Source organism: Burkholderia sp. Nafp2/4-1b, assembly GCF_003635165.1.
Lineage (GTDB): Bacteria > Pseudomonadota > Gammaproteobacteria > Burkholderiales > Burkholderiaceae > Burkholderia.
Genome location: NZ_ML058605.1, coordinates 244,426 through 264,313 on the forward strand (window position 1 = coordinate 244,426; position 19,888 = coordinate 264,313).

Annotated in this window: 17 protein-coding genes; 7 read left to right on the forward strand and 10 right to left on the reverse strand. The window is 65.6% G+C overall.

Translation table 11 applies throughout. From position 1 onward, the window contains the following. From C7H84_RS36940 to C7H84_RS15195, 6 genes are all read right to left on the reverse strand, one after another. Positions 1 to 1,185 (reverse strand): hypothetical protein (locus C7H84_RS36940; RefSeq protein ID WP_240462037.1); only part of this gene is annotated, 1,185 nt, incomplete at its 3' end. A gap of 289 nt (positions 1,186 to 1,474) precedes the next feature. Next, positions 1,475 to 2,473, reverse strand: coding sequence for a HoxN/HupN/NixA family nickel/cobalt transporter (locus C7H84_RS15175; protein ID WP_121859544.1), 999 nt, complete (start codon positions 2,471 to 2,473; stop codon positions 1,475 to 1,477). Positions 2,474 to 2,650: 177 nt separating this feature from the next. Beyond that, positions 2,651 to 4,762 carry an elongation factor G gene (gene fusA / locus C7H84_RS15180; RefSeq protein ID WP_121859545.1) on the reverse strand — a complete coding sequence of 704 codons (2,112 nt, stop codon included), beginning with the start codon at positions 4,760 to 4,762 and terminating at the stop codon, positions 2,651 to 2,653. Positions 4,763 to 4,976: 214 nt separating this feature from the next. Further along, positions 4,977 to 5,477 carry a DUF192 domain-containing protein gene (locus C7H84_RS15185; protein WP_121859546.1) on the reverse strand — a complete coding sequence of 167 codons (501 nt, stop codon included), beginning with the start codon at positions 5,475 to 5,477 and terminating at the stop codon, positions 4,977 to 4,979. A 160-nt stretch (positions 5,478 to 5,637) separates the two neighbouring features. After that, entirely contained in the window at positions 5,638 to 5,850 is a 213-nt protein-coding gene (locus C7H84_RS15190) for a hypothetical protein (protein WP_006398520.1), read from the reverse strand. Between the two features lie 290 nt (positions 5,851 to 6,140). Beyond that, entirely contained in the window at positions 6,141 to 6,719 is a 579-nt protein-coding gene (locus C7H84_RS15195) for a pseudouridine synthase (RefSeq protein WP_121859547.1), read from the reverse strand. Positions 6,720 to 6,993: 274 nt separating this feature from the next. Here C7H84_RS15195 and icd point away from each other — a divergent pair, with 274 nt between their 5' ends. Both icd and C7H84_RS15205 read left to right on the forward strand, forming a co-directional pair. Continuing rightward, positions 6,994 to 8,250, forward strand: coding sequence for an NADP-dependent isocitrate dehydrogenase (gene icd, locus C7H84_RS15200; RefSeq protein WP_121859548.1), 1,257 nt, complete (start codon positions 6,994 to 6,996; stop codon positions 8,248 to 8,250). A 282-nt stretch (positions 8,251 to 8,532) separates the two neighbouring features. After that, positions 8,533 to 10,761: an NADP-dependent isocitrate dehydrogenase gene (locus C7H84_RS15205; protein WP_121859549.1), complete on the forward strand. Its 2,229-nt coding sequence runs from the start codon at positions 8,533 to 8,535 to the stop codon at positions 10,759 to 10,761. A gap of 129 nt (positions 10,762 to 10,890) precedes the next feature. On the opposite strand, the gene C7H84_RS15210 is transcribed toward C7H84_RS15205, so the two are convergent. Then, entirely contained in the window at positions 10,891 to 11,115 is a 225-nt protein-coding gene (locus tag C7H84_RS15210) for a hypothetical protein (RefSeq protein ID WP_121859550.1), read from the reverse strand. 690 nt (positions 11,116 to 11,805) lie between these two features. Between C7H84_RS15210 and C7H84_RS15215 the strand changes: the two genes are divergently transcribed. Beyond that, positions 11,806 to 13,407, forward strand: coding sequence for a multicopper oxidase family protein (locus C7H84_RS15215; protein WP_121859678.1), 1,602 nt, complete (start codon positions 11,806 to 11,808; stop codon positions 13,405 to 13,407). A 180-nt stretch (positions 13,408 to 13,587) separates the two neighbouring features. Here the strand turns inward: C7H84_RS15215 and C7H84_RS15220 are convergent, their stop codons facing one another. Together C7H84_RS15220 and C7H84_RS36370 are read right to left on the reverse strand one after the other, a co-directional pair. Further along, positions 13,588 to 13,791 (reverse strand): cold-shock protein, encoded by a 204-nt coding sequence (locus tag C7H84_RS15220; protein ID WP_004196460.1) that lies wholly within the window; start codon positions 13,789 to 13,791, stop codon positions 13,588 to 13,590. Positions 13,792 to 13,847: 56 nt separating this feature from the next. Beyond that, on the reverse strand, positions 13,848 to 14,048 hold the full coding sequence (locus tag C7H84_RS36370; RefSeq protein ID WP_162999286.1) for a hypothetical protein: 201 nt from the start codon (positions 14,046 to 14,048) through the stop codon (positions 13,848 to 13,850). 289 nt (positions 14,049 to 14,337) lie between these two features. On the opposite strand from C7H84_RS36370, the gene clpS reads away from it, so the two are divergent. The 4 genes from clpS (at position 14,338) to C7H84_RS15245 (ending at position 19,320) form a co-directional block, all read left to right on the forward strand. Further along, positions 14,338 to 14,652 carry an ATP-dependent Clp protease adapter ClpS gene (gene clpS / locus C7H84_RS15230; RefSeq protein WP_006398529.1) on the forward strand — a complete coding sequence of 105 codons (315 nt, stop codon included), beginning with the start codon at positions 14,338 to 14,340 and terminating at the stop codon, positions 14,650 to 14,652. After that, entirely contained in the window at positions 14,649 to 16,949 is a 2,301-nt protein-coding gene (gene clpA, locus C7H84_RS15235; protein WP_121859551.1) for an ATP-dependent Clp protease ATP-binding subunit ClpA, read from the forward strand. Before clpS ends, clpA begins: the two co-directional genes overlap by 4 nt. Before the next feature lie 103 nt (positions 16,950 to 17,052). After that, the gene (locus C7H84_RS15240; protein WP_121859679.1) at positions 17,053 to 18,432 is read left to right on the forward strand and encodes an amino acid permease; all 1,380 of its coding nucleotides are present in this window, start codon (positions 17,053 to 17,055) and stop codon (positions 18,430 to 18,432) included. A gap of 114 nt (positions 18,433 to 18,546) precedes the next feature. Next, complete coding sequence (locus C7H84_RS15245; protein WP_121859552.1) at positions 18,547 to 19,320, forward strand: hypothetical protein; 774 nt, start codon at positions 18,547 to 18,549, stop codon at positions 19,318 to 19,320. A gap of 67 nt (positions 19,321 to 19,387) precedes the next feature. Here the strand turns inward: C7H84_RS15245 and dut are convergent, their stop codons facing one another. Continuing rightward, positions 19,388 to 19,834: a dUTP diphosphatase gene (gene dut / locus C7H84_RS15250; protein WP_121859553.1), complete on the reverse strand. Its 447-nt coding sequence runs from the start codon at positions 19,832 to 19,834 to the stop codon at positions 19,388 to 19,390. Positions 19,835 to 19,888 lie beyond the last annotated feature (54 nt).

Here is a 19,888-nt window from a genome sequence, read left to right on the forward strand (position 1 = left end):
GCCACCGGAACCGCCACCGGAGCCGCCACCGGAGCCGCCGCCGGAGCCGCCACCGGAGCCGCCACCGGAGCCGCCGCCATGGCCGCCGCCGTCGCCGCCACCACCGCCGCCATGGCCGCCGCCATGGCCACCGCCGTCGCCGCCACCACTGCCGCCATGGCCGCCGCCATGGCCACCGCCGTTGCCCCCACCACCACCGCCATGGCCGCCTCCATGGCCGCCGCCGTCGCCGCCACCACTGCCGCCATGGCCGCCGCCATGGCCACCGCCGTCGCCGCCACCACTGCCGCCATGGCCACCGCCGTCGCCGCCACCACTGCCGCCATGGCCGCCGCTATGGCCACCGCCGTCGCCCCCACCACCACCGCCATGGCCGCCGCCATGGCCGCCGTCGCCGCCACCACCGCCATGGCCACCGCCGCCGTCGCCGCCACCACCACCTCCGTGGCCACCGCCGCCGCCTCCATGGCCACCGCCACCAGAAGTGCCGCCACCAGAGGTACCGCCACCAGAGGTACCGCCACCAGAGGTACCGCCACCAGCGGTACCGCCACCAGAGGTACCACCACCAGAGGTACCACCACCAGAGGTACCGCCACCGGAAGTGCCGCCACCGGAAGTACCGCCACCAGAAGTACCGCCCCCGGAAGTACCACCACCGGAAGTACCACCGCCGGAAGTACCACCACCTGAACCCCCATTGCCGGAAGCATTGCCGCCGCGGCCTGTCCCACCCGAGCCACCGGAGCCGTTCGTCCCGCCGACGCCGGCGGGGCCGACGGCGCCATTGCCGGTGTTTCCGCTGCCGCCCGCGCTGCTGCTTCCGCTGCCGGTCGTGCCGGTGCCACCGATGCCGCTGTCTGAGCCGCGCCCCCCACCGGCAAACACGTGCACCGCGCACGCGGCCGGATTTGCCGCACATGACGCCGCGTTCGCGGCCAACTGCATCACGGCGTCGCCGCGAACATTCGCGTTGGCCGCGGCGTCAGGCGCCGCGTTCTGCTCGGCCTGAACGAGTAGGGGAGTACCGGGATTGCCATCGCCTGGCTGCGCAGTAACGGGAACGACGGTCGTCGTCTCCTGTGCGACGGCATACGAGCCACAACACGCAATTGCGGCTGCGGCCAGCAAGGTCATGCGATAGCACCGTCCCGCCGCGCGGGACAGTTGTTTCGTTCTGCTCATCATGATCTCCCCATGCGCGCCATGCCTCGTCACGCGCGACACTTCGACGTGTAATGCAGGGGGACCGATAACGATGCTTGTCGTTTCGGCGGCCGATGCATGTCGAACCGGCGCAGGACGCCAGTCGCGAACACGAATCGGCACGCGGGCCCGCCGTGCGAATCTCTAACAGCGAGATCCGTGCCACCGGCCGGCTATGCCCGTGGCGCAACGCGCGCACGGATCGCACGACAGCGTGTGAAACGTCGTTGGGAGGGTTTTGTTTCTGAAATGAAACGTCTGACTACGCTCAGCGCGCCGACGTGTCGGCCGCGCGCGGCCAGCGGTGGCACAGAATCGACGCGATCCACACGACGAGAAACAGCGCGACGATTCCATAGCCGATCGTGCCGAAGCGCTCGCCGAGCGTATCCAGCGTGTCGCGCACGGGGCCTGTGAGCGACAGCTTGTCGGCGAGCAGGCCGGCGGCCTCGATGCCGCCGACGGCCAGTGCGACGGTCGCGGACAGCAGCGTGATGGTCGCGTTGTAGAGCAGCTTGCGCCGCGGGTCGTCCATCGCCCAGCCGTACGCGTGAATCATGAGCACGTTGTCGGTCGAGTCGATCAGCGTCATGCCGGCCGCGAACAGCGCGGGATAGAGCATCACCGCATAGAGCGGCAGCGCATCGCTCGCCTGTGCGGCCGCGATCGCGAGCAGCGCGATTTCTGTTGCAGTATCGAAACCCAGCCCGAACAGCACGCCGACCGGATACATGTGCCAGCTTTTCGACACGAAGCGGAACAGCGGACTCAGCAGCCGCGCGACGAGGCCGGCCGGACGATGAACGTGCGCATGCGCGGCCGTGCCGCGATAGCGCCGCCACACGTCGCGCAGGATCACGAGGTTCATGCCCGCGAGCACGAGCAGGAAGGTTGCGGACACCACCGTACCGATCGTGCCGCCGATCTCGCGGATCGCGTCGAAGCGCCCGCGCAGCGCGAACGCGGTCAGTGCGATGCCGAGCGTCGCGGCGATCACGATGGTCGAATGGCCGAGCGAGAAGAACAGGCCGACCGTCACCGGGCGCTGGCCGTCCTGCATCAGCTTGCGCGTCGCGACGTCGATCGCGGCGATGTGATCGGCGTCGACTGCATGACGCAGCCCGAGCCCGTACGCGATCGCCGCGGTGCCGAGCAGCAGCGGATGGTCGCGCAGCACCGCGAGCGCCCACAGCCATGCGGCGACGTTCGCGGCAATCAGGCCGGCATACAGCATCAGCAGGCGGCGCAGGGCAGGGGTGGGCGGCATCGGGAGGGTTCCGTCGGACGAATCGCGATGCATTGTGGCATGCGAAAAAAATGTCGGACGCGCCGATCAAAAACGTCGTCGTCCGGCCGCGGCGGTGCGTTCGACGAACGAAAAAAAGCCCGTCCGGAACCGGACGGGCTCGTGCTGGCCGCGCAACCGTGCGCAGCCGCGCCGCGCTTACTTCACTTTCGCGTTGATCACACCTTCCGACACGTTCGCCGGTGTTTCCGCGTACTGCTTGAACTCCATCGTGTACGTCGCACGACCTTGCGTGGCCGAACGCAGCGACGTCGAGTAGCCGAACATCTCGGCCAGCGGCACTTCGGCGCGCACCAGCTTGCCGCCGCCGCCGGCGATGTCCTCCATCCCCTGCACGATGCCGCGGCGGCTGGACAGGTCGCCCATCACGTTGCCCATGAACTCCTCGGGCGTCTCGACCTCGACGGCCATCATCGGCTCCAGCAACACCGGCTTCGCCTTGCGCATCGCTTCCTTGAACGCCATCGAGCCGGCCATCCGGAACGCGTTTTCGTTCGAGTCGACGTCGTGGTACGAGCCGAACGTCAGGTGCACCTTCACGTCGACGACCGGGTAGCCCGCGAGCACGCCGCTCTTCAGCGTTTCGGTGATGCCCTTGTCGACGGCCGGGATGAATTCACGCGGAATCACGCCGCCCTTGATCTCGTCGAGGAACTCGTAGCCCTTGCCGGGGTTCGGCTCCAGCGTGATCACCGCATGCCCGTACTGGCCGCGCCCGCCCGACTGCTTGACGAACTTGCCTTCGACGTCGGACGCCGTCGTGCGCACCGTTTCGCGATACGCGACCTGCGGCTTGCCGACCGTCGCCTCGACGCCGAACTCGCGCTTCATCCGGTCGACCAGGATTTCGAGGTGCAGCTCGCCCATCCCCGAGATGATCGTCTGACCGGATTCCTCGTCGGTCTGCACGCGGAACGACGGATCTTCCTGCGCGAGACGGTTCAGCGCGAGGCCCATCTTTTCCTGGTCGGCCTTCGTCTTCGGCTCGACGGCCTGCGAGATCACCGGCTCCGGGAATTCCATCTTCTCGAGGATGATCGGCTTCTGCGGATCGCACAGCGTGTCGCCCGTCGTCGCTTCCTTCAGGCCGACCGCCGCGGCGATGTCGCCCGCGCGCACTTCCTTGATTTCCTTGCGCTCGTTCGCGTGCATCTGCAGGATCCGGCCGAGCCGCTCCTTCTTGTCCTTCGTCGCGTTGAGCACCGTGTCGCCCGATTCGACCACGCCCGAATACACGCGGAAGAAGATCAGCTGGCCGACGAACGGGTCGGTCATGATCTTGAACGCGAGCGCGGAGAACGGCTCGTCGTCGCTCGGATGACGTTCCGCCGGCTTTTCCGGATCGGCGAAGTCGTGACCGAGAATCGCGGGCACGTCGACCGGCGACGGCAGATAGTCGATCACCGCGTCGAGCATCGCCTGCACGCCCTTGTTCTTGAACGCGCTGCCGCACAGCATCGGCACGATCTCGTTGGCGATCGTGCGCTGGCGCAGCGCGCCCTTGATCTCGTCCTCGGTCAGCGATTCGTGATCGTGCAGATACTTCTCGAGCAGTTCCTCGCTCGCTTCGGCAGCGGCCTCGACCATCTTCTCGCGCCACTCGTGCGCGAGCTCGACGAGATTCGCCGGGATGTCCTCGTACGTGAATTTCACGCCCTGGCTTTCGTCGTCCCAGACGATCGCCTTCATCTTGACGAGATCGACGACGCCCTGGAAATGATCTTCCGCGCCGATCGGAATCTGGATCGGCACGGCGACGCCCTTCAGGCGCTCGCCGATCTGGCGCTGCACGCGGAAGAAGTCCGCGCCGATGCGGTCCATCTTGTTGACGAACGCGATGCGCGGCACCTTGTACTTGTTCGCCTGACGCCACACGGTTTCGGACTGCGGCTGCACGCCGCCGACCGAGTCGTAGACCATGCACGCGCCATCGAGCACGCGCATCGAGCGCTCGACCTCGATCGTGAAGTCGACGTGCCCGGGGGTGTCGATGATGTTGATCCGGTGTTCCGGATAGTTGCCGGCCATGCCCTTCCAGAAGGCGGTGGTCGCGGCCGACGTGATCGTGATGCCGCGTTCCTGCTCCTGCTCCATCCAGTCCATCGTGGCCGCGCCGTCGTGCACTTCACCGATCTTGTGGCTCACGCCGGTGTAAAACAGGATGCGCTCGGTCGTGGTGGTCTTGCCGGCATCGATGTGAGCACTGATCCCGATATTGCGATAGCGCTCGATGGGGGTTTTGCGGGGCACGTGAACCTCCTGGTGGTTCGGATCGTAAGCGGGGCGGCAGGGCCGGCCCGGAATGGAACAAGCGAGATTTAAAGGATAGCGCTTGTCCGTGGCTTTTGCAGATGCGGGCACCGTGTGCCGAATCAAGGCGGGCGCCGCCGGCGGGCGAAAAAAAAGCCGGCGCGCTGCGGGCGGCCGGCTGCGGCGGTGCGCGGCGGCGCCGCGGCATGTGCCGTTACTGGGCCTTGGGCAGCCCGTCGAGCTTCATGCCCGGCTTGATGCCCTTGGCCGCGAACCAGCCCTTGCTCATTTCCAGCGCATAGACACCGTTGTTGCGCGGGCAGTGGTTGTCGGTCGTCTCGGCCCGCATCTCGTCGATGTCGGTGATCGTGCCGTCCGCGCGGATGAACGCGATCGACAGCGGGATCAGCGTGTTCTTCATCCAGAAGCAGTGCACGGCGTTCTCGTTGAACACGAACAGCATGCCTTCGTTCGGCGCGAGCTGCGAGCGGTACATGAGCCCCTGTTCGCGGTCGGCGTCGTTCGCGGCGACGGCCGCGTCGATCACGTACATGCCGGCGCGCAGCTTCACGCGCGGGAACTCGCTCGGCTGCTTGGCGCCGGGCGGCATCTGCGCGTGGGCGGTCTGCATGCCGAGTGCGAGGACGGCGAGCGCGGCGGGGAACACGGCGGCGCGCGTAAGGCGGCCGAGCGACGAGCGCAGGGAGAATCGCACAGCAGGGCTCCTATCGGGAAAACGAGACCCGCATGGTACGCGAAGCGCGCCGGCGGGCACAAAAAAGAAAAAGGCAGATCGCCTCGCGGTGATCTGCCTTTCAACGCCGTAAGAACGGCAAGACTGCGTGTTCTTGACTGCGTTATTACAACCAGCTTGCTTAGTTCGATGCAGCTGCCGGAGCTTCGGCTTCGCTAGCTGCCTTCTTGGCTGCGTGGTGCTTCTTTGCGTGGTGCTTCTTAGCAGCCTTGTGCTTTGCCGGTGCCGAAGCAGCTGCCGGAGCAGCAGCCGAAGCAGCTTCCGGAGCCGAAGCTTGTGCGAAAGCAGCCGTTGCGAAGAGACCAGCGACCAGAGCAGCGATCAGTTTGTTCATGTTGTGTTCCTCAGCTTTAGTTAATTAACCAAATGACCCGGCATAGGAGTCATGACGTCTAACGGTGCCATCCACCTTTCGGTTGACAGACGCTTCGAGAAATTTCTCATTGCGCTGCGGGCGCCGAATCGTATTCGAAGAAAACGTCGCTTTCGTGACGCAAACACGGAAATACCGGTTCGGCTGCCAATGCCGGATAGCTCAGGGTGGCATCTGCGTGGTTTAACGCACGATGTTCGCCGGCGGTTGACGAAAAAGATGACGAAAAAAATCGAAGCTCGGTGCTGCCGTCATTCGGGCCGCGCAAAACCGTCCCACGGGGCGCGCGGCGGCAGCTCGATTGTTTCGCCCGGTGCAATGCCGAGCGCGAATATGTCCAGCGCGCCGATGCCGACACGCACGAGACGCAACGTCGGGAAGCCGATCGCGGCCGTCATCCGGCGCACCTGCCGGTTCTTGCCTTCGGTGATCGCGAGCTCGATCCAGGTGGTCGGGATCGCGGCACGGTAGCGGATCGGCGGGTTGCGCGGCCACAGCGCGTCGGGCGGTTCGATGAATTCGGCGCGGCACGGACGCGTCACGTAGTCGCCGAGATCGACGCCGCGCGCGAGCGCCTTCAGGTCGGCCGGGCCCGGCGCGCCGTCGACTTGCGCCCAGTAGCGCTTGACGAGCTTGTGGCGCGGCTCCGCGATGCGCGCCTGCAATGCGCCGTCGTCGGTGAGCAGCAGCAGGCCTTCGCTGTCCGCGTCGAGCCGGCCGGCCGGATAGACGCCGGGCGCTGTTACCCAGTCGCCGAGCGACGGCCGCGTCTCATGCGCGGAAAACTGGCAAATCGTGCCGAACGGCTTGTTGAGGGCGATCAGGGTCATGGCGGAGCGTCCGCCCGGCGTGCCGCGGGGCGGCGGACGGGCGGTCTATGGCAAATGGCGGAATCTTAATGCATAATACGGAACGGCAAGTCCTCTGTCTTATATAAGACATAAGGGAAGACTTGATACGCAGCGTCGCGCTTCGTGCCGCCGGGCCCGGTTGGGGCGCTAGAATAGCGGCTCGCTGTTGCCGTCACGAAGGTGGCAAGGCCACCTCGCCGCGCGCGCAGTTTCGACCAGCATCACCTGCTCAGCCACGTCACTGGAGTCGATCATGCCGTATCAGCACATCAAGGTTCCGGAGGGCGGTGACAAGATCACCGTCAACAAGGACTTCTCGCTCAACGTTTCCGATCAGCCGATCATTCCCTATATCGAAGGCGACGGTACGGGCTTCGATATCACGCCGGTCATGATCAAGGTCGTCGACGCGGCCGTTGCGAGTGCCTACAAGGGCAAGCGCAAGATCCACTGGATGGAGATCTTCGCGGGCGAGAAGGCGACGAAGGTGTACGGTCCGGACGTGTGGCTGCCGGACGAATCGCTGCAGGTGCTGAAGGAATACGTCGTGTCGATCAAGGGGCCGCTCACGACCCCGGTCGGCGGCGGCATCCGTTCGCTGAACGTCGCGCTGCGCCAGGAACTCGACCTGTACGTGTGCCTGCGCCCGGTCCAGTATTTCAAGGGCGTGCCGTCGCCGGTGCGCGAACCGCAAAAGATCGACATGGTGATCTTCCGCGAGAACTCGGAAGACATCTACGCGGGCATCGAGTGGGCGGCGGGCTCCGAGCAGGCCAAGAAGGTCATCAAGTTCCTGCAGGACGAGATGGGCGTGAAGAAGATCCGCTTCCCGGAAACCTCGGGGATCGGCGTGAAGCCCGTGTCGACCGAAGGCACCGAGCGTCTCGTGCGCAAGGCGATCCAGTACGCGATCGACAACGATCGCAAGTCGGTCACGCTCGTGCACAAGGGCAACATCATGAAGTTCACGGAAGGCCTGTTCCGTGACGCCGGCTATGCGCTCGCGCAGAAGGAATTCGGCGGCGAACTGATCGACGGCGGCCCGTGGATGCGCGTGAAGAACCCGAAGACGGGCAACGAGATCGTCATCAAGGATTCGATCGCCGATGCATTCCTGCAGCAGATCCTGCTGCGTCCGGCCGAATACGACGTGATCGCGACGCTGAACCTGAACGGTGACTACATCTCCGACGCACTGGCCGCGCAGGTCGGCGGCATCGGGATCGCGCCGGGCGCGAACCTGTCGGATTCGGTCGCGATGTTCGAGGCGACACACGGCACGGCGCCGAAGTACGCGGGCAAGGATTACGTGAACCCCGGTTCCGAGATCCTGTCGGCGGAAATGATGCTGCGCCACCTCGGCTGGACGGAAGCGGCCGACACGATCATCGCCGCGATGGAGAAGTCGATCCTGCAGAAGCGCGTCACGTACGACTTCGCGCGCCTGATGGAAGGCGCGACGCAGGTGTCGTGCTCGGGCTTCGGCGAAGTGCTGATCGAAAACATGTAAGAGAGCCCTTCCGGGGTAGGCCGGCGTGCAGCCGGCTGCCCCGGCGCTGACTGCCGGCGCCGGGGCGTTTCATGGATGGCAGGTTTGTTGGCAGGGCGGTCCGGCATGCGGGCCGCGGCGCCGCGATGCGGCCCGGGTGCCCTGCAAGGTAGAACATGACGGCCCTCGCAACACCACCGCCCGACTGAGCCGGCGCGCCCCTTTCGCGACCGACCCGGTCGCTCCCCGCCGGTTACCGCCGGCGCTCTTCAGCCCAAATTTTCACGTAGCAACGCATCGACCATGTCCACTTCGCCCAAGATCATCTACACCCTCACCGACGAAGCGCCCGCGCTCGCGACCTATTCGCTGCTGCCGATCGTCAAGGCTTTCACGCGCTCGTCGGGCGTCGCCGTCGAAACGCGCGACATCTCGCTCGCCGGCCGCATCATCGCGGCTTTCGCCGACGTCCTGCCGTCGGAGCAGAAGGGTGCCGACGATCTGGCCGAACTGGGCCAGCTCACGCTGAAGCCTGAAGCGAACATCATCAAGCTGCCGAACATCAGCGCATCGGTGCCGCAGCTGAAGGCCGCGATCGCCGAACTGCAGGCGCAGGGCTACGCGCTGCCGGCCTATCCGGAAGATCCGTCGACCGACGAAGAAAAGGCCGTCAAGGCCCGCTACGACAAGATCAAGGGCAGCGCGGTGAACCCGGTGCTGCGCGAAGGCAACTCCGACCGCCGCGCGCCGCTGTCGGTCAAGAACTACGCCCGCAAGCACCCGCACAAGATGGGCGCATGGAAGGCCACGTCGAAGTCGCACGTCGCGCACATGAGCGAAGGCGACTTCTACGGCAGCGAGAAGTCGGCGCTGATCGCCGATGCCGGCAGCGTGAAGATCGAACTCACGACCGTCGACGGCGTGAAGAAGGTGCTGAAGGAAAAGACGGCCGTGAAGGCCGGTGAAGTCATCGACGCATCGGTGATGAGCCGCAAGGCGCTGCGCAGCTTCATCGAAGCGCAGATCGCCGACGCGAAGGCGCAGGACGTGCTGTTCTCGGTGCACCTGAAGGCGACCATGATGAAGGTCTCGGACCCGATCCTGTTCGGTCACTTCGTGTCGGTGTTCTATCAGGATGCGCTCGCGAAGCACGCCGACGTGCTGGCGTGCGTCGGCTTCAACCCGAACAACGGGATCGGCGACCTGTACGCGCGCCTGAAGGACCTGCCGGCCGACACGCGCGAAGCGATCGAAGCCGACGTCAAGGCGGAGTACGCGGTGCGTCCGCGTCTCGCGATGGTCAACTCGGACAAGGGCATCACGAACCTGCACGTGCCGAGCGACGTGATCGTCGACGCATCGATGCCGGCGATGATCCGCGATTCGGGCGGCATGTGGGGCCCGGACGGCCAGCTGTACGACGCGAAGGCCGTGATTCCGGACCGCTGCTACGCGGGTGTCTACCAGGCCGTGATCGAGGACTGCAAGCAGCACGGCGCGTTCGATCCGGTCACGATGGGCAGCGTGCCGAACGTCGGCCTGATGGCGCAGGCGGCCGAGGAATACGGTTCGCACGACAAGACGTTCCTGATCCCGGCCGACGGCGTCGTGCGCGTGACCGACGAAGCCGGTAACGTGCTGCTCGAGCACGCGGTCGAGTCGGGCGACATCTGGCGCATGTGCCAGACGAAGGACGCACCGGTGCAGGACTGGGTCAAGCTCGCGGTGAACCGCGCGCGCGCGACCGGCGCACCGGCCGTGTTCTGGCTCGATCCGGCCCGTGCGCACGACGCGCAGATCATCGCGAAGGTCGAACGCTACCTGAAGGACCACGACACGAACGGCCTCGACATCCGCATCATGACGCCGGTCGACGCGACGCGTTTCTCGCTCGAGCGCATTCGCGCGGGCAAGGACACGATTTCGGTCACGGGCAACGTGCTGCGCGACTACCTGACCGACCTGTTCCCGATCATGGAACTCGGCACCAGCGCGAAGATGCTGTCGATCGTGCCGCTGATGGCCGGCGGCGGGATGTTCGAAACGGGTGCGGGCGGCTCGGCGCCGAAGCACGTGCAGCAGTTCGTCGAGGAAGGCTTCCTGCGCTGGGATTCGCTCGGCGAATTCCTCGCGCTGGCCGCGTCGCTCGAACACCTCGGCCACGCTTACCAGAACCCGAAGGCGCTCGTGCTCGCGAAGACGCTCGACCAGGCGACCGGCAAGTTCCTGGACGAGAACAAGTCGCCGGCGCGCAAGGTCGGCGGCCTCGACAACCGCGGCAGCCACTTCTACCTGTGCCTGTACTGGGCGCAGGCGCTGGCCGAGCAGACCGACGACGCCGCGCTGAAGGCGCAGTTCGAAGGCGTGGCGAAGTCGCTGGCCGACAACGAAGCGCGCATCCTGGAAGAACTGGCGGCCGCGCAGGGCACCGCGCAGGCGATCGGCGGCTACTACCGTCCGGACGTCGCGCTGACGAGCCAGGCGATGCGCCCGAGCGCCACGCTGAACGGCATCGTCGACGCAGTCGCCTGACGCCCGCTGCGCCACCAGGCGCGCGACGTCAACGGCAGCAGCCGCCACGGCGGGCCGCATGGCTCGCCGTGGCGTCGACAATAAAAACGCCCCGGTCGCCCGGGGCGTTTTTCGTTGCACGCGTGTCATTCAGACGTGGACGATTTCCCATTCGGCGATTTCGTCCGGCACTTCGAGGGTGGCCGTGTCCAGTTCGGACGGCTGCTCGCAGTCGCCGCGAGAGATGCGGTCGGCCGCGACTTCCGGGCACGAGAACGCACCGAGCGAAGCGTTGCCGAACGTCGCTTCCCAGCCGCCGTTTGCCGGCAGGATGTAGAACGACCCGAGCGCTGAACCAAAGCGAAATCCCTTCATTTCCGTTCTCCCTATCTGATTACAAGCGATTCTGGTGTGCCGCCCGCCGGTGCGTCCGGCTGTGGACCGACTGGTTGCTCGCGTCGGGTTCCGTATCGAACGTCGTGGCGAAGCGTCGGTGCATGGAACAAAGTCTACGTCCGCGACCGCGCCCGATGGTGCGTGTAGAACGCTTTCTCGACACAAAAATTATCGTTTAAAAACAACGATATATTTCACGCGTTTTGTATTGCGGAACGTTTTTTGGCATCGCGAAACAGCGAATTTGTGCCGTGCACCACGAATTTTTATAAAGCGCGGACCTGTTCCACATCGTGAAAAATCGACGGATTCGAGCGCGGGCGGCGCGGGGCGTGCCGATGGCGTGGTGAGGGCGCGGTGCCATTGGCCTGGATCGGGCGCGGTGGAAACCGTGATGCAGGCCGTCGCTCGGCCCGCTCGGCATGAAGGGGATGGAGCGCCGCGGTGTCGTTTGACGATCGAAAACGCAGCGCAAGCGGTGCGCGAATCGGCGGCGCTGCCGGCCCCTGCGGCGTATCGACGCTCGTGCGGTGTCGCGGCGTCTCGACGGGGCGCTGCGGTTATGATGACGCCGGCATCGGGTTTTCGCGGCGCGCGCACTTTCCCGTGCCGGCTGGCGCGGCTGTCGCGACGGCCGCGCGACGCAGCACGAACAACGAGGAACGATTGATGATACGGAGAACCTTCCTGTCGCACGCCATCGGCATCGCGGCCGCATCGCTGTTTGCGCGCACCGCGTGGGCGCAGCATGCCGGTCACGCTGGCATGGCCGGCATGGAGCAGATGGACGACATGCCGGGCATGTCCGGTATGTCAGGGATGGCGGGCCAGCACGCGAAGCCTGCGCCGGCCGCGCTCGCGGCGGCCGACGCGCTGCCTGCCGGCGCGCCGCTCGCGTCGCTGCGCACGCTCGCGAACGAAAGCCGCGAGCCCGGTACGTTCCGCGCGACGCTGATCGCGCAGCCGGTCGCGCGCCCGCTGCTGCACGGCGCGCGCCCGACGACGTTCTGGCAGTTCGGCGCGGGCACGCAAGGGCCGGTCGTCGGCCCGCTGATCGACGTGCGCGAGGGCGACACGGTCGAAATCCGTTTCTTGAACAAGCTGCCGCAGCCGTCGACGATCCACTGGCATGGCCTGCCGGTGCCGCCCGAGCAGGACGGCAACCCGTCCGATCCGGTCGCGCCGGGCGCATCGCGCGTGTACCGCTTCACGCTGCCCAAGGGCAGCGCCGGCACCTACTGGTATCACCCGCATCCGCACATGATGACCGCCGAACAGGTGTTCCGCGGGCTGGCCGGCCCGTTCGTCGTGCGCGCTGCCGACGATCCGCTCGCCGGCTGGCCCGAGCGCAACCTGTTCGTGTCCGACCTGAAGCTCGCGCGCGACGGCACGATTCCGCCGAACGACATGATGGACTGGATGAACGGCCGCGAAGGCCAGTTCGTACTGGTCAACGGCGCGCGTCGGCCGCGCATCGACGTCGCGAGCGACGAGCGCTGGCGGGTGTGGAATGCGTGCAGCGCGCGCTACCTGCGCGTGGCATTCGACGACGGTCGCGCGTTCGAGCACGCTGGCACCGACGGCGGGCTGTTCGATGCGCCGCGCCGCGTGACGTCGCTGCTGCTTGCCCCGGGCGAGCGCGCCGAATTGCTGGTGCGCGCCGGCGACCGCACGTCACGCGCCGTGCTGCAGGCGGCCGAATACGACCGCCGCAAGATGGCGATGTCGCACGACGACGGCCACGGCAGCCTGCCGCCCGATCCGGCGCTGCCGCTCGCCGACGTCACGTTCGCGCCGGCGCCCGCTCGCACGCTGCCGGCCACGCTGCGCGCGGTGCCGGCGCTGGGCGAACCGGTCGCGCACAAGGAAATCGCGTTCGGCGAGGAGATGGACATGGACGCGATGATGAAGGGCCCGTCACATGGCCGCCCGGCCGGCATGCGCTTCACGATCAACGGTGCCGCGTACGCGCCGCACCGCGCGACGCTGACGAGCCGTCGCGGCGACGTCGAGCGCTGGACGATCCGCAACACGACCGACATGGATCACCCGTTCCATTTGCACGGCACGCAATTCCAGGTGATCGAGCGCGCATCGGACGGCACGCAAACGGCCGAGCCGTTCCGCGCATGGCGCGATACCGTCAACGTGCGCAGCGGCGAGACCGTAACGCTACTCGTTACGCAAGACATGCCCGGCGAGCGCATGTTTCACTGCCATATTCTCGAACACGAGGATCTCGGCATGATGGGCACGCTGAAGGTCGTGTAACGATTATCGAATATGTTTCACGCGTATGTCGGCATTCGATCTGCGAGTGAAACAAGACAATGCGTGTTCAATTATCGGGATTGAACGAAAAGGCCGGCCAATCGAATAAACGATTGGCCGGCCTCAAAAAAAAAGAAACCCGGCGCAATGCCGGGTTTCTTTGTCAGCTATCCGGTGCCTTTATGCGGCCTGGATGTTCGACGCTTGCTTGCCCTTCGGGCCTTGAACGACCTCGAAGCTGACCTTCTGGCCTTCCTTCAGGGTCTTGAAGCCCTGCATGTTGATGGCCGAGAAGTGCGCAAACAGATCCTCACCGCCCTCATCGGGAGTGATGAAACCGAAGCCCTTCGCGTCGTTGAACCACTTAACGATACCAGTTGCCATTTCCTACTTCCCCTGTCACACAGTCGCTGCTACTTACCACGAGCACGCTCGAAAAGCTAAACGACCGGAAAATGCAGCCGTTCCCCCCTCACAAGCTCACCTTCGGCCTCGTTCATTTCACCGGATGGCGAATTGAAAAAAGTGCCAGCTTGATTGTTGGCGCTCTTTATTTGAGTGTCAAGCGGAATTTTCAGACGGTTGGAGGGCCGTTGTAAAGAACCCATTTTCAGGGTTTTTCCGGCTTTGCTTTGCAGCATGCCGCCGAGCGCGCGGACTTGAAAAGTCGCATAATCGGCTCATATACCAGGCTCGAGTGACACGCGATCGAGTCGTCCCGGCTTGTGGGATACTGGATGCCGACGCGATCGTCCGGTGCAGTTCCCCCAGACGGTTCGTGTTCCGCGCCACGCGTGAAAGCCGGCACCGCAGCCGGCTTTCGTATGGCACGAAGACGATCGCATATCGTCGGGAACCAGGGAGGGCGCCGACCGGTCGGTCGGGTAATGGCAGGATTGCGGGCCTGTCCGAGTTGTTTAGAATGGGTGTATGGCGATTATCCCGGACAAGCAGGACAGCACCGTCCTGGAACGCAAGCAGCAGAAGCTCAAGCCGCCTTCGATGTACAAGGTGGTGCTGCTCAACGACGACTTCACGCCGATGGAGTTCGTCGTGATGGTCGTACAGGAGTATTTCAAGAAGGATCGCGAGACGGCCACGCAGATCATGCTGAAGGTCCACCGCGAAGGGCGAGGGGTATGTGGGGTCTATACGCGGGACATCGCGTCGACCAAGGTTGAGCAAGTCGTTACCCATGCGCGGCAGGCCGGGCATCCGCTGCAGTGCGTGATGGAGGAAGCATGATTGCCCAGGAATTGGAAGTCAGCCTGCACATGGCGTTCATGGAAGCACGCCAGGCGCGCCATGAGTTCATTACGGTCGAGCATCTGCTGCTGGCCCTGCTGGATAATCCGACGGCAGCCGAGGTGTTGCGCGCGTGTGCGGCCAACATCGAGGACTTGCGTCAGAACCTGCGCAATTTCATCCACGACAACACACCTACCGTCCCGGGTACCGACGATGTCGATACCCAGCCGACGCTCGGTTTCCAGCGCGTGATCCAGCGCGCGATCATGCACGTCCAGTCGACGTCGAACGGCAAGAAGGAAGTCACCGGCGCGAACGTGCTGGTCGCGATCTTCGGCGAGAAGGATTCGCACGCCGTCTACTACCTGCAGCAGCAGGGCGTCACGCGTCTGGACGTCGTGAACTTCATTTCGCACGGCATCGCGAAGACGAACGGCGGCGAAGCCGCGAAGTCGGCCGACGCGAACGCGGAAAGCGAAGACGCGAACGCGCAGAAGGAAACGCCGCTCGCGCAGTTCACACAGAACCTGAACCAGATGGCGAAGGACGGCCGCATCGATCCGCTGATCGGGCGCGAGCCGGAGGTCGAGCGCGTCGTGCAGGTGCTGTGCCGCCGCCGCAAGAACAATCCGCTGCTCGTCGGCGAAGCCGGCGTCGGCAAGACGGCGATCGCGGAAGGGCTCGCGTATCGCATCACGCGCGGCGAAGTGCCGGACATCCTCGCGAACGCGCAGGTGTATTCGCTCGACATGGGCGCGCTGCTCGCGGGCACCAAGTATCGCGGCGACTTCGAGCAGCGTCTGAAGACGGTGCTGAAGGAGCTGAAGGAGCGTCCGCACGCGATCCTGTTCATCGACGAGATCCACACGCTGATCGGCGCGGGCGCCGCATCGGGCGGCACGCTCGACGCGTCGAACCTGCTGAAGCCGGCGCTGTCGTCGGGCACGCTCAAGTGCATCGGCGCGACCACCTTCACCGAATATCGCGGCATCTTCGAGAAGGACGCGGCGCTGTCGCGGCGCTTCCAGAAGGTCGACGTGACGGAGCCGACCGTCGAGCAGACGGTCGCGATCCTGCGCGGGCTGAAGTCGCGGTTCGAGGAGCATCACGGCGTCAAGTATTCGTCGGGCGCGTTGTCGGCCGCGGCCGAGCTGTCGGCACGCTTCATCACCGACCGTCACCTGCCGGACAAGGCGATCGACGTGATCGACGAAGCGGGCGCCGCGCAGCGCATCCTGCCGAAGTCGAAGCAGAAGAAGACGATCGGCAAGAGCGAGATCGAGGAGATCATCTCGAAGATCGCGCGTGTGCCGGCGCAAAGCGTGTCGCAGGACGATCGCAGCAAGCTGCAGACGCTCGATCGCGACCTGAAGAGCGTCGTGTTCGGACAGGATCCGGCGATCGACGCGCTCGCCGCGTCGATCAAGATGGCGCGCGCGGGCCTCGGCAAGATGGACAAGCCGATCGGCGCGTTCCTGTTCTCCGGCCCGACGGGCGTCGGCAAGACCGAAGTGGCGCGCCAGCTCGCGTTCACGCTCGGCATCGAGCTGATCCGCTTCGACATGTCGGAATACATGGAGCGTCACGCGGTGAGCCGCCTGATCGGCGCACCGCCGGGCTACGTCGGGTTCGACCAGGGCGGCCTCTTGACCGAAGCCGTCACGAAGAAGCCGCATTGCGTGCTGCTGCTCGACGAAATCGAGAAGGCGCATCCGGACATCTTCAACGTGCTGCTGCAGGTGATGGACCACGGCACGCTGACGGACAACAACGGCCGCAAGGCAGATTTCCGCAACGTCATCATCATCATGACGACGAACGCGGGCGCCGAGTCGATGCAGAAGGCGACGATCGGCTTCACGACGCGCCGCGAGACGGGCGACGAGATGACCGACATCAAGCGCCTGTTCACGCCGGAGTTCCGCAACCGCCTGGATTCGATCATCAGCTTCCGCTCGCTCGATGAGGAAATCATCATGCGCGTGGTCGACAAGTTCCTGATCCAGCTCGAGGAGCAACTGCACGAGAAGAAGGTCGACGCGCTCTTCACCGACGCGTTGCGCAAGCATCTCGCGAAGCACGGCTTCGACCCGCTGATGGGTGCGCGGCCGATGCAGCGGCTGATCCAGGACACGATCCGTCGCGCGCTCGCCGACGAACTGCTGTTCGGCAAGCTGCTGAACGGCGGCCACGTGACGGTCGACGTCGACGAAAACGACAAGGTGCAGTTGTCGTTCGACAAGCTCGGCAACCCGCCGCACAAGCCGAACGAAGAGACGGTCGAAGTCGAGTAAGCGATAATTCGTTGTTCATGCGAACGGCGCGGGAAGTTCTCCGCGCCGTTTCGTTTTATCTGGCGCCGGCGGCGCGATGGTGGTGCAGGGGAGTGGCAACGCAGTGACACAACAACAACGATCGTTCGACGACATCGTCGCGCGCGAACAAGGGCTGCGCCATGCGCTGACGTCCGGGCAGATGGCGATGATCGCGATCGGCGGGGCGATCGGCACGGGGCTGTTCCTCGGCAGCGGCTTCGCGATCGGGCTCGCGGGCCCCAGCGTGCTCGTTTCGTATGCGATCGGTGCGCTGATCGCGCTGCTGCTGATGGGCGCGCTCGCGGAAATGACCGTCGCGCATCCGACCGCCGGCTCGTTCGGTGCGTATGCCGAACACTACGTCGGCCCGCTCGCGGGTTTTCTCGTGCGCTATGCGTACTGGTTCGCGGTGGTGTTCGCAATCGGCACCGAAATCAGCGCGATCGCCGTCTTCATGAAGTACTGGTTCCCGGCCGTGCCCGGCTGGTACTGGGTGATCGGCTTCTCCGCGCTGCTGATCGCGGTGAACCTCGCGAGCGTCACGCTGTACGGCACGGTCGAATACGCATTCTCGCTGCTGAAGATCGCGGCGATCGTCGTGTTCATCGTGCTCGGCGCGACGCTCGTGTGGTCGGCGCCGGCCGCGTCGGGCATCGGCTTCGCGAACTACACCGCGCACGGCGGTTTCATGCCGAAAGGGCCGTGGGGCACCTGGGTCGCGGTGATCGTGGCAATTTTCAGCTACATGAGCATCGAGGCCGTCGCGATCGCGGCGGGCGAGGCGCGCGATCCGCAGCACGCGGTTACGCGCGCGTTCCGCTCGACGGTGTTCCGGCTCGTGCTGTTCTACCTGCTGACGCTCGCGCTGATGCTCGCGATCGTGCCCTGGACGCAGGCCGGCACCGACGAAAGCCCGTTCGTGAAGGTGATGGCCGCGACGCACGTGCCGTATGCGGCCGGCGTGATCAACTTCGTGCTGCTGATCGCGGCGCTGTCCGCGATGAACAGCCAGCTGTACGTGACGACGCGGATGATGTTCAGCCTGTCGCGCGCGCGGCTCGCGCCGGCCGTGTTCGGCCGGCTCGGCAGCAACGGCGTGCCGCGTGCGGCGCTGTGGATCTCGACTAGCGGCGTCGCGGTCGCGGCCGTGCTGGTCGCGCTGTCGCCCGACACCGCGTTCACCGTGATGATGGCGATCGCGATGTTCGGCGCGCTGTTCACATGGCTGATGATCTTCGTTACGCACCTGCGCTTTCGCGCGCAGTACAGCGGCCCGGCGCTCGCATTCCGGATGTGGGGCCACCCGTTCGGCAGCCTGCTCGGCGCGGCGCTCGTCGGCGCGATCCTGCTGACGACCGCGTTCACGCGCGAATTCCGGATGACGATGGTGGTCGGCGTCGTGTTCGCCGTGCTGCTGACGCTCGCGTACGCGCTGCACTACCGGCACCAGCACGCGCGTTGACGCGTGCGTTCCTGCCGCTAAGGTTCCGTTAAGCCGGCGGCGATTACATTCGAACCTGTCCGCGATCCGGGCCGGCACACTGCCGGCCGGTCGCCATCTGCAAAAGGGGTTCGAATGAACAAACTTCCCGAAATCACGCTCGCGTTCTGGATCATGAAGATCTGCGCGACGACGCTCGGTGAAACCGGCGGCGACCTGCTGTCGATGACGCTGAACGTCGGCTACGCGGTCAGCTCGATCCTGCTGTTCGGTTTCTTTCTCGTCACGCTCGGCGCACAGCTCCGGACCACCGGCTATCGCCCGGCGATCTACTGGGCCGTGATCGTCGCGACCAGCACGGCGGGCACCACGATGTCCGATTTCATGGATCGCACGCTAGGTCTCGGCTATGCGGCGGGCTCGTCGATCCTCGTCGCGATCCTGCTGGCGATCTTCGCGGTGTGGCGCCTGAGCGGCGAATCGCTGTCGGTCGACCTGATCCGCACGCGCAAGGTCGAATTGCTGTACTGGGTCGCGATCCTGTTCTCGAACACGCTCGGCACCGCGCTCGGCGATTTCCTCGCGGACAGCTCCGGCCTCGGCTTCGGCGGCGGTGCGCTGCTGATCGGCGGCCTGCTCGCGGCGATCGTGCTCGCGCACTACTTCACGCGCATTTCCGGCGTGCTGCTGTTCTGGGCCGCGTTCGTGCTCACGCGTCCGTTCGGCGCGACGGTCGGCGACTTGCTGACGAAACCGGTCGCGAAGGGCGGACTCGAGCTTGGTACGGTCGGGTCGTCGGCGGTGCTGTTCGGCGTGCTGGCCGCGCTGGTGGTCTACGCAAGCATCGCGCAGGCAAGGCGGCGGCGCGAACTCGTGCCCGCGCGGATCGTGCAGACGGCCGATCGGTGAGCGGAAGCGGGGCGCATCCGATGGAATCGAAAAAGGGGCCGCGAGGCCCCTTTCTTCATTGCGCCGTTCAGTGACGGCCGGTGCTGCCGAAGCCGCCTTCGCCGCGATCGCTTTGCGCGAAGTCGTCGACGATGTTGAACTGCGCCTGCACGACCGGCACGATCACGAGCTGCGCGAGCCGCTCGAACGGGTTCAGCACGAATTCGGTCTGCCCGCGGTTCCACGTCGACACCATCAACTGGCCCTGGTAGTCGGAATCGATCAGGCCGACCAGGTTGCCGAGCACGATGCCGTGCTTGTGGCCGAGGCCCGAGCGCGGCAGGATCAGCGCCGCATAGCCGGGATCGGCGACGTGGATCGCGAGGCCGGTCGGCACCAGCGTGGTTTCGCCCGGCTGCAGCGTGACGGGGGCGTCGAGGCACGCGCGCAGGTCGAGGCCGGCGCTGCCGGTGGTTGCGTAGGCGGGCAGGTAGTCGCGCATGCGCGCGTCGAGAATCTTCAGGTCGAGTTTCATGCGGTCGTCGATTCGGTCGGGAAGGGCGCGGCGGCGCGGGCCGCCGCGCAACGG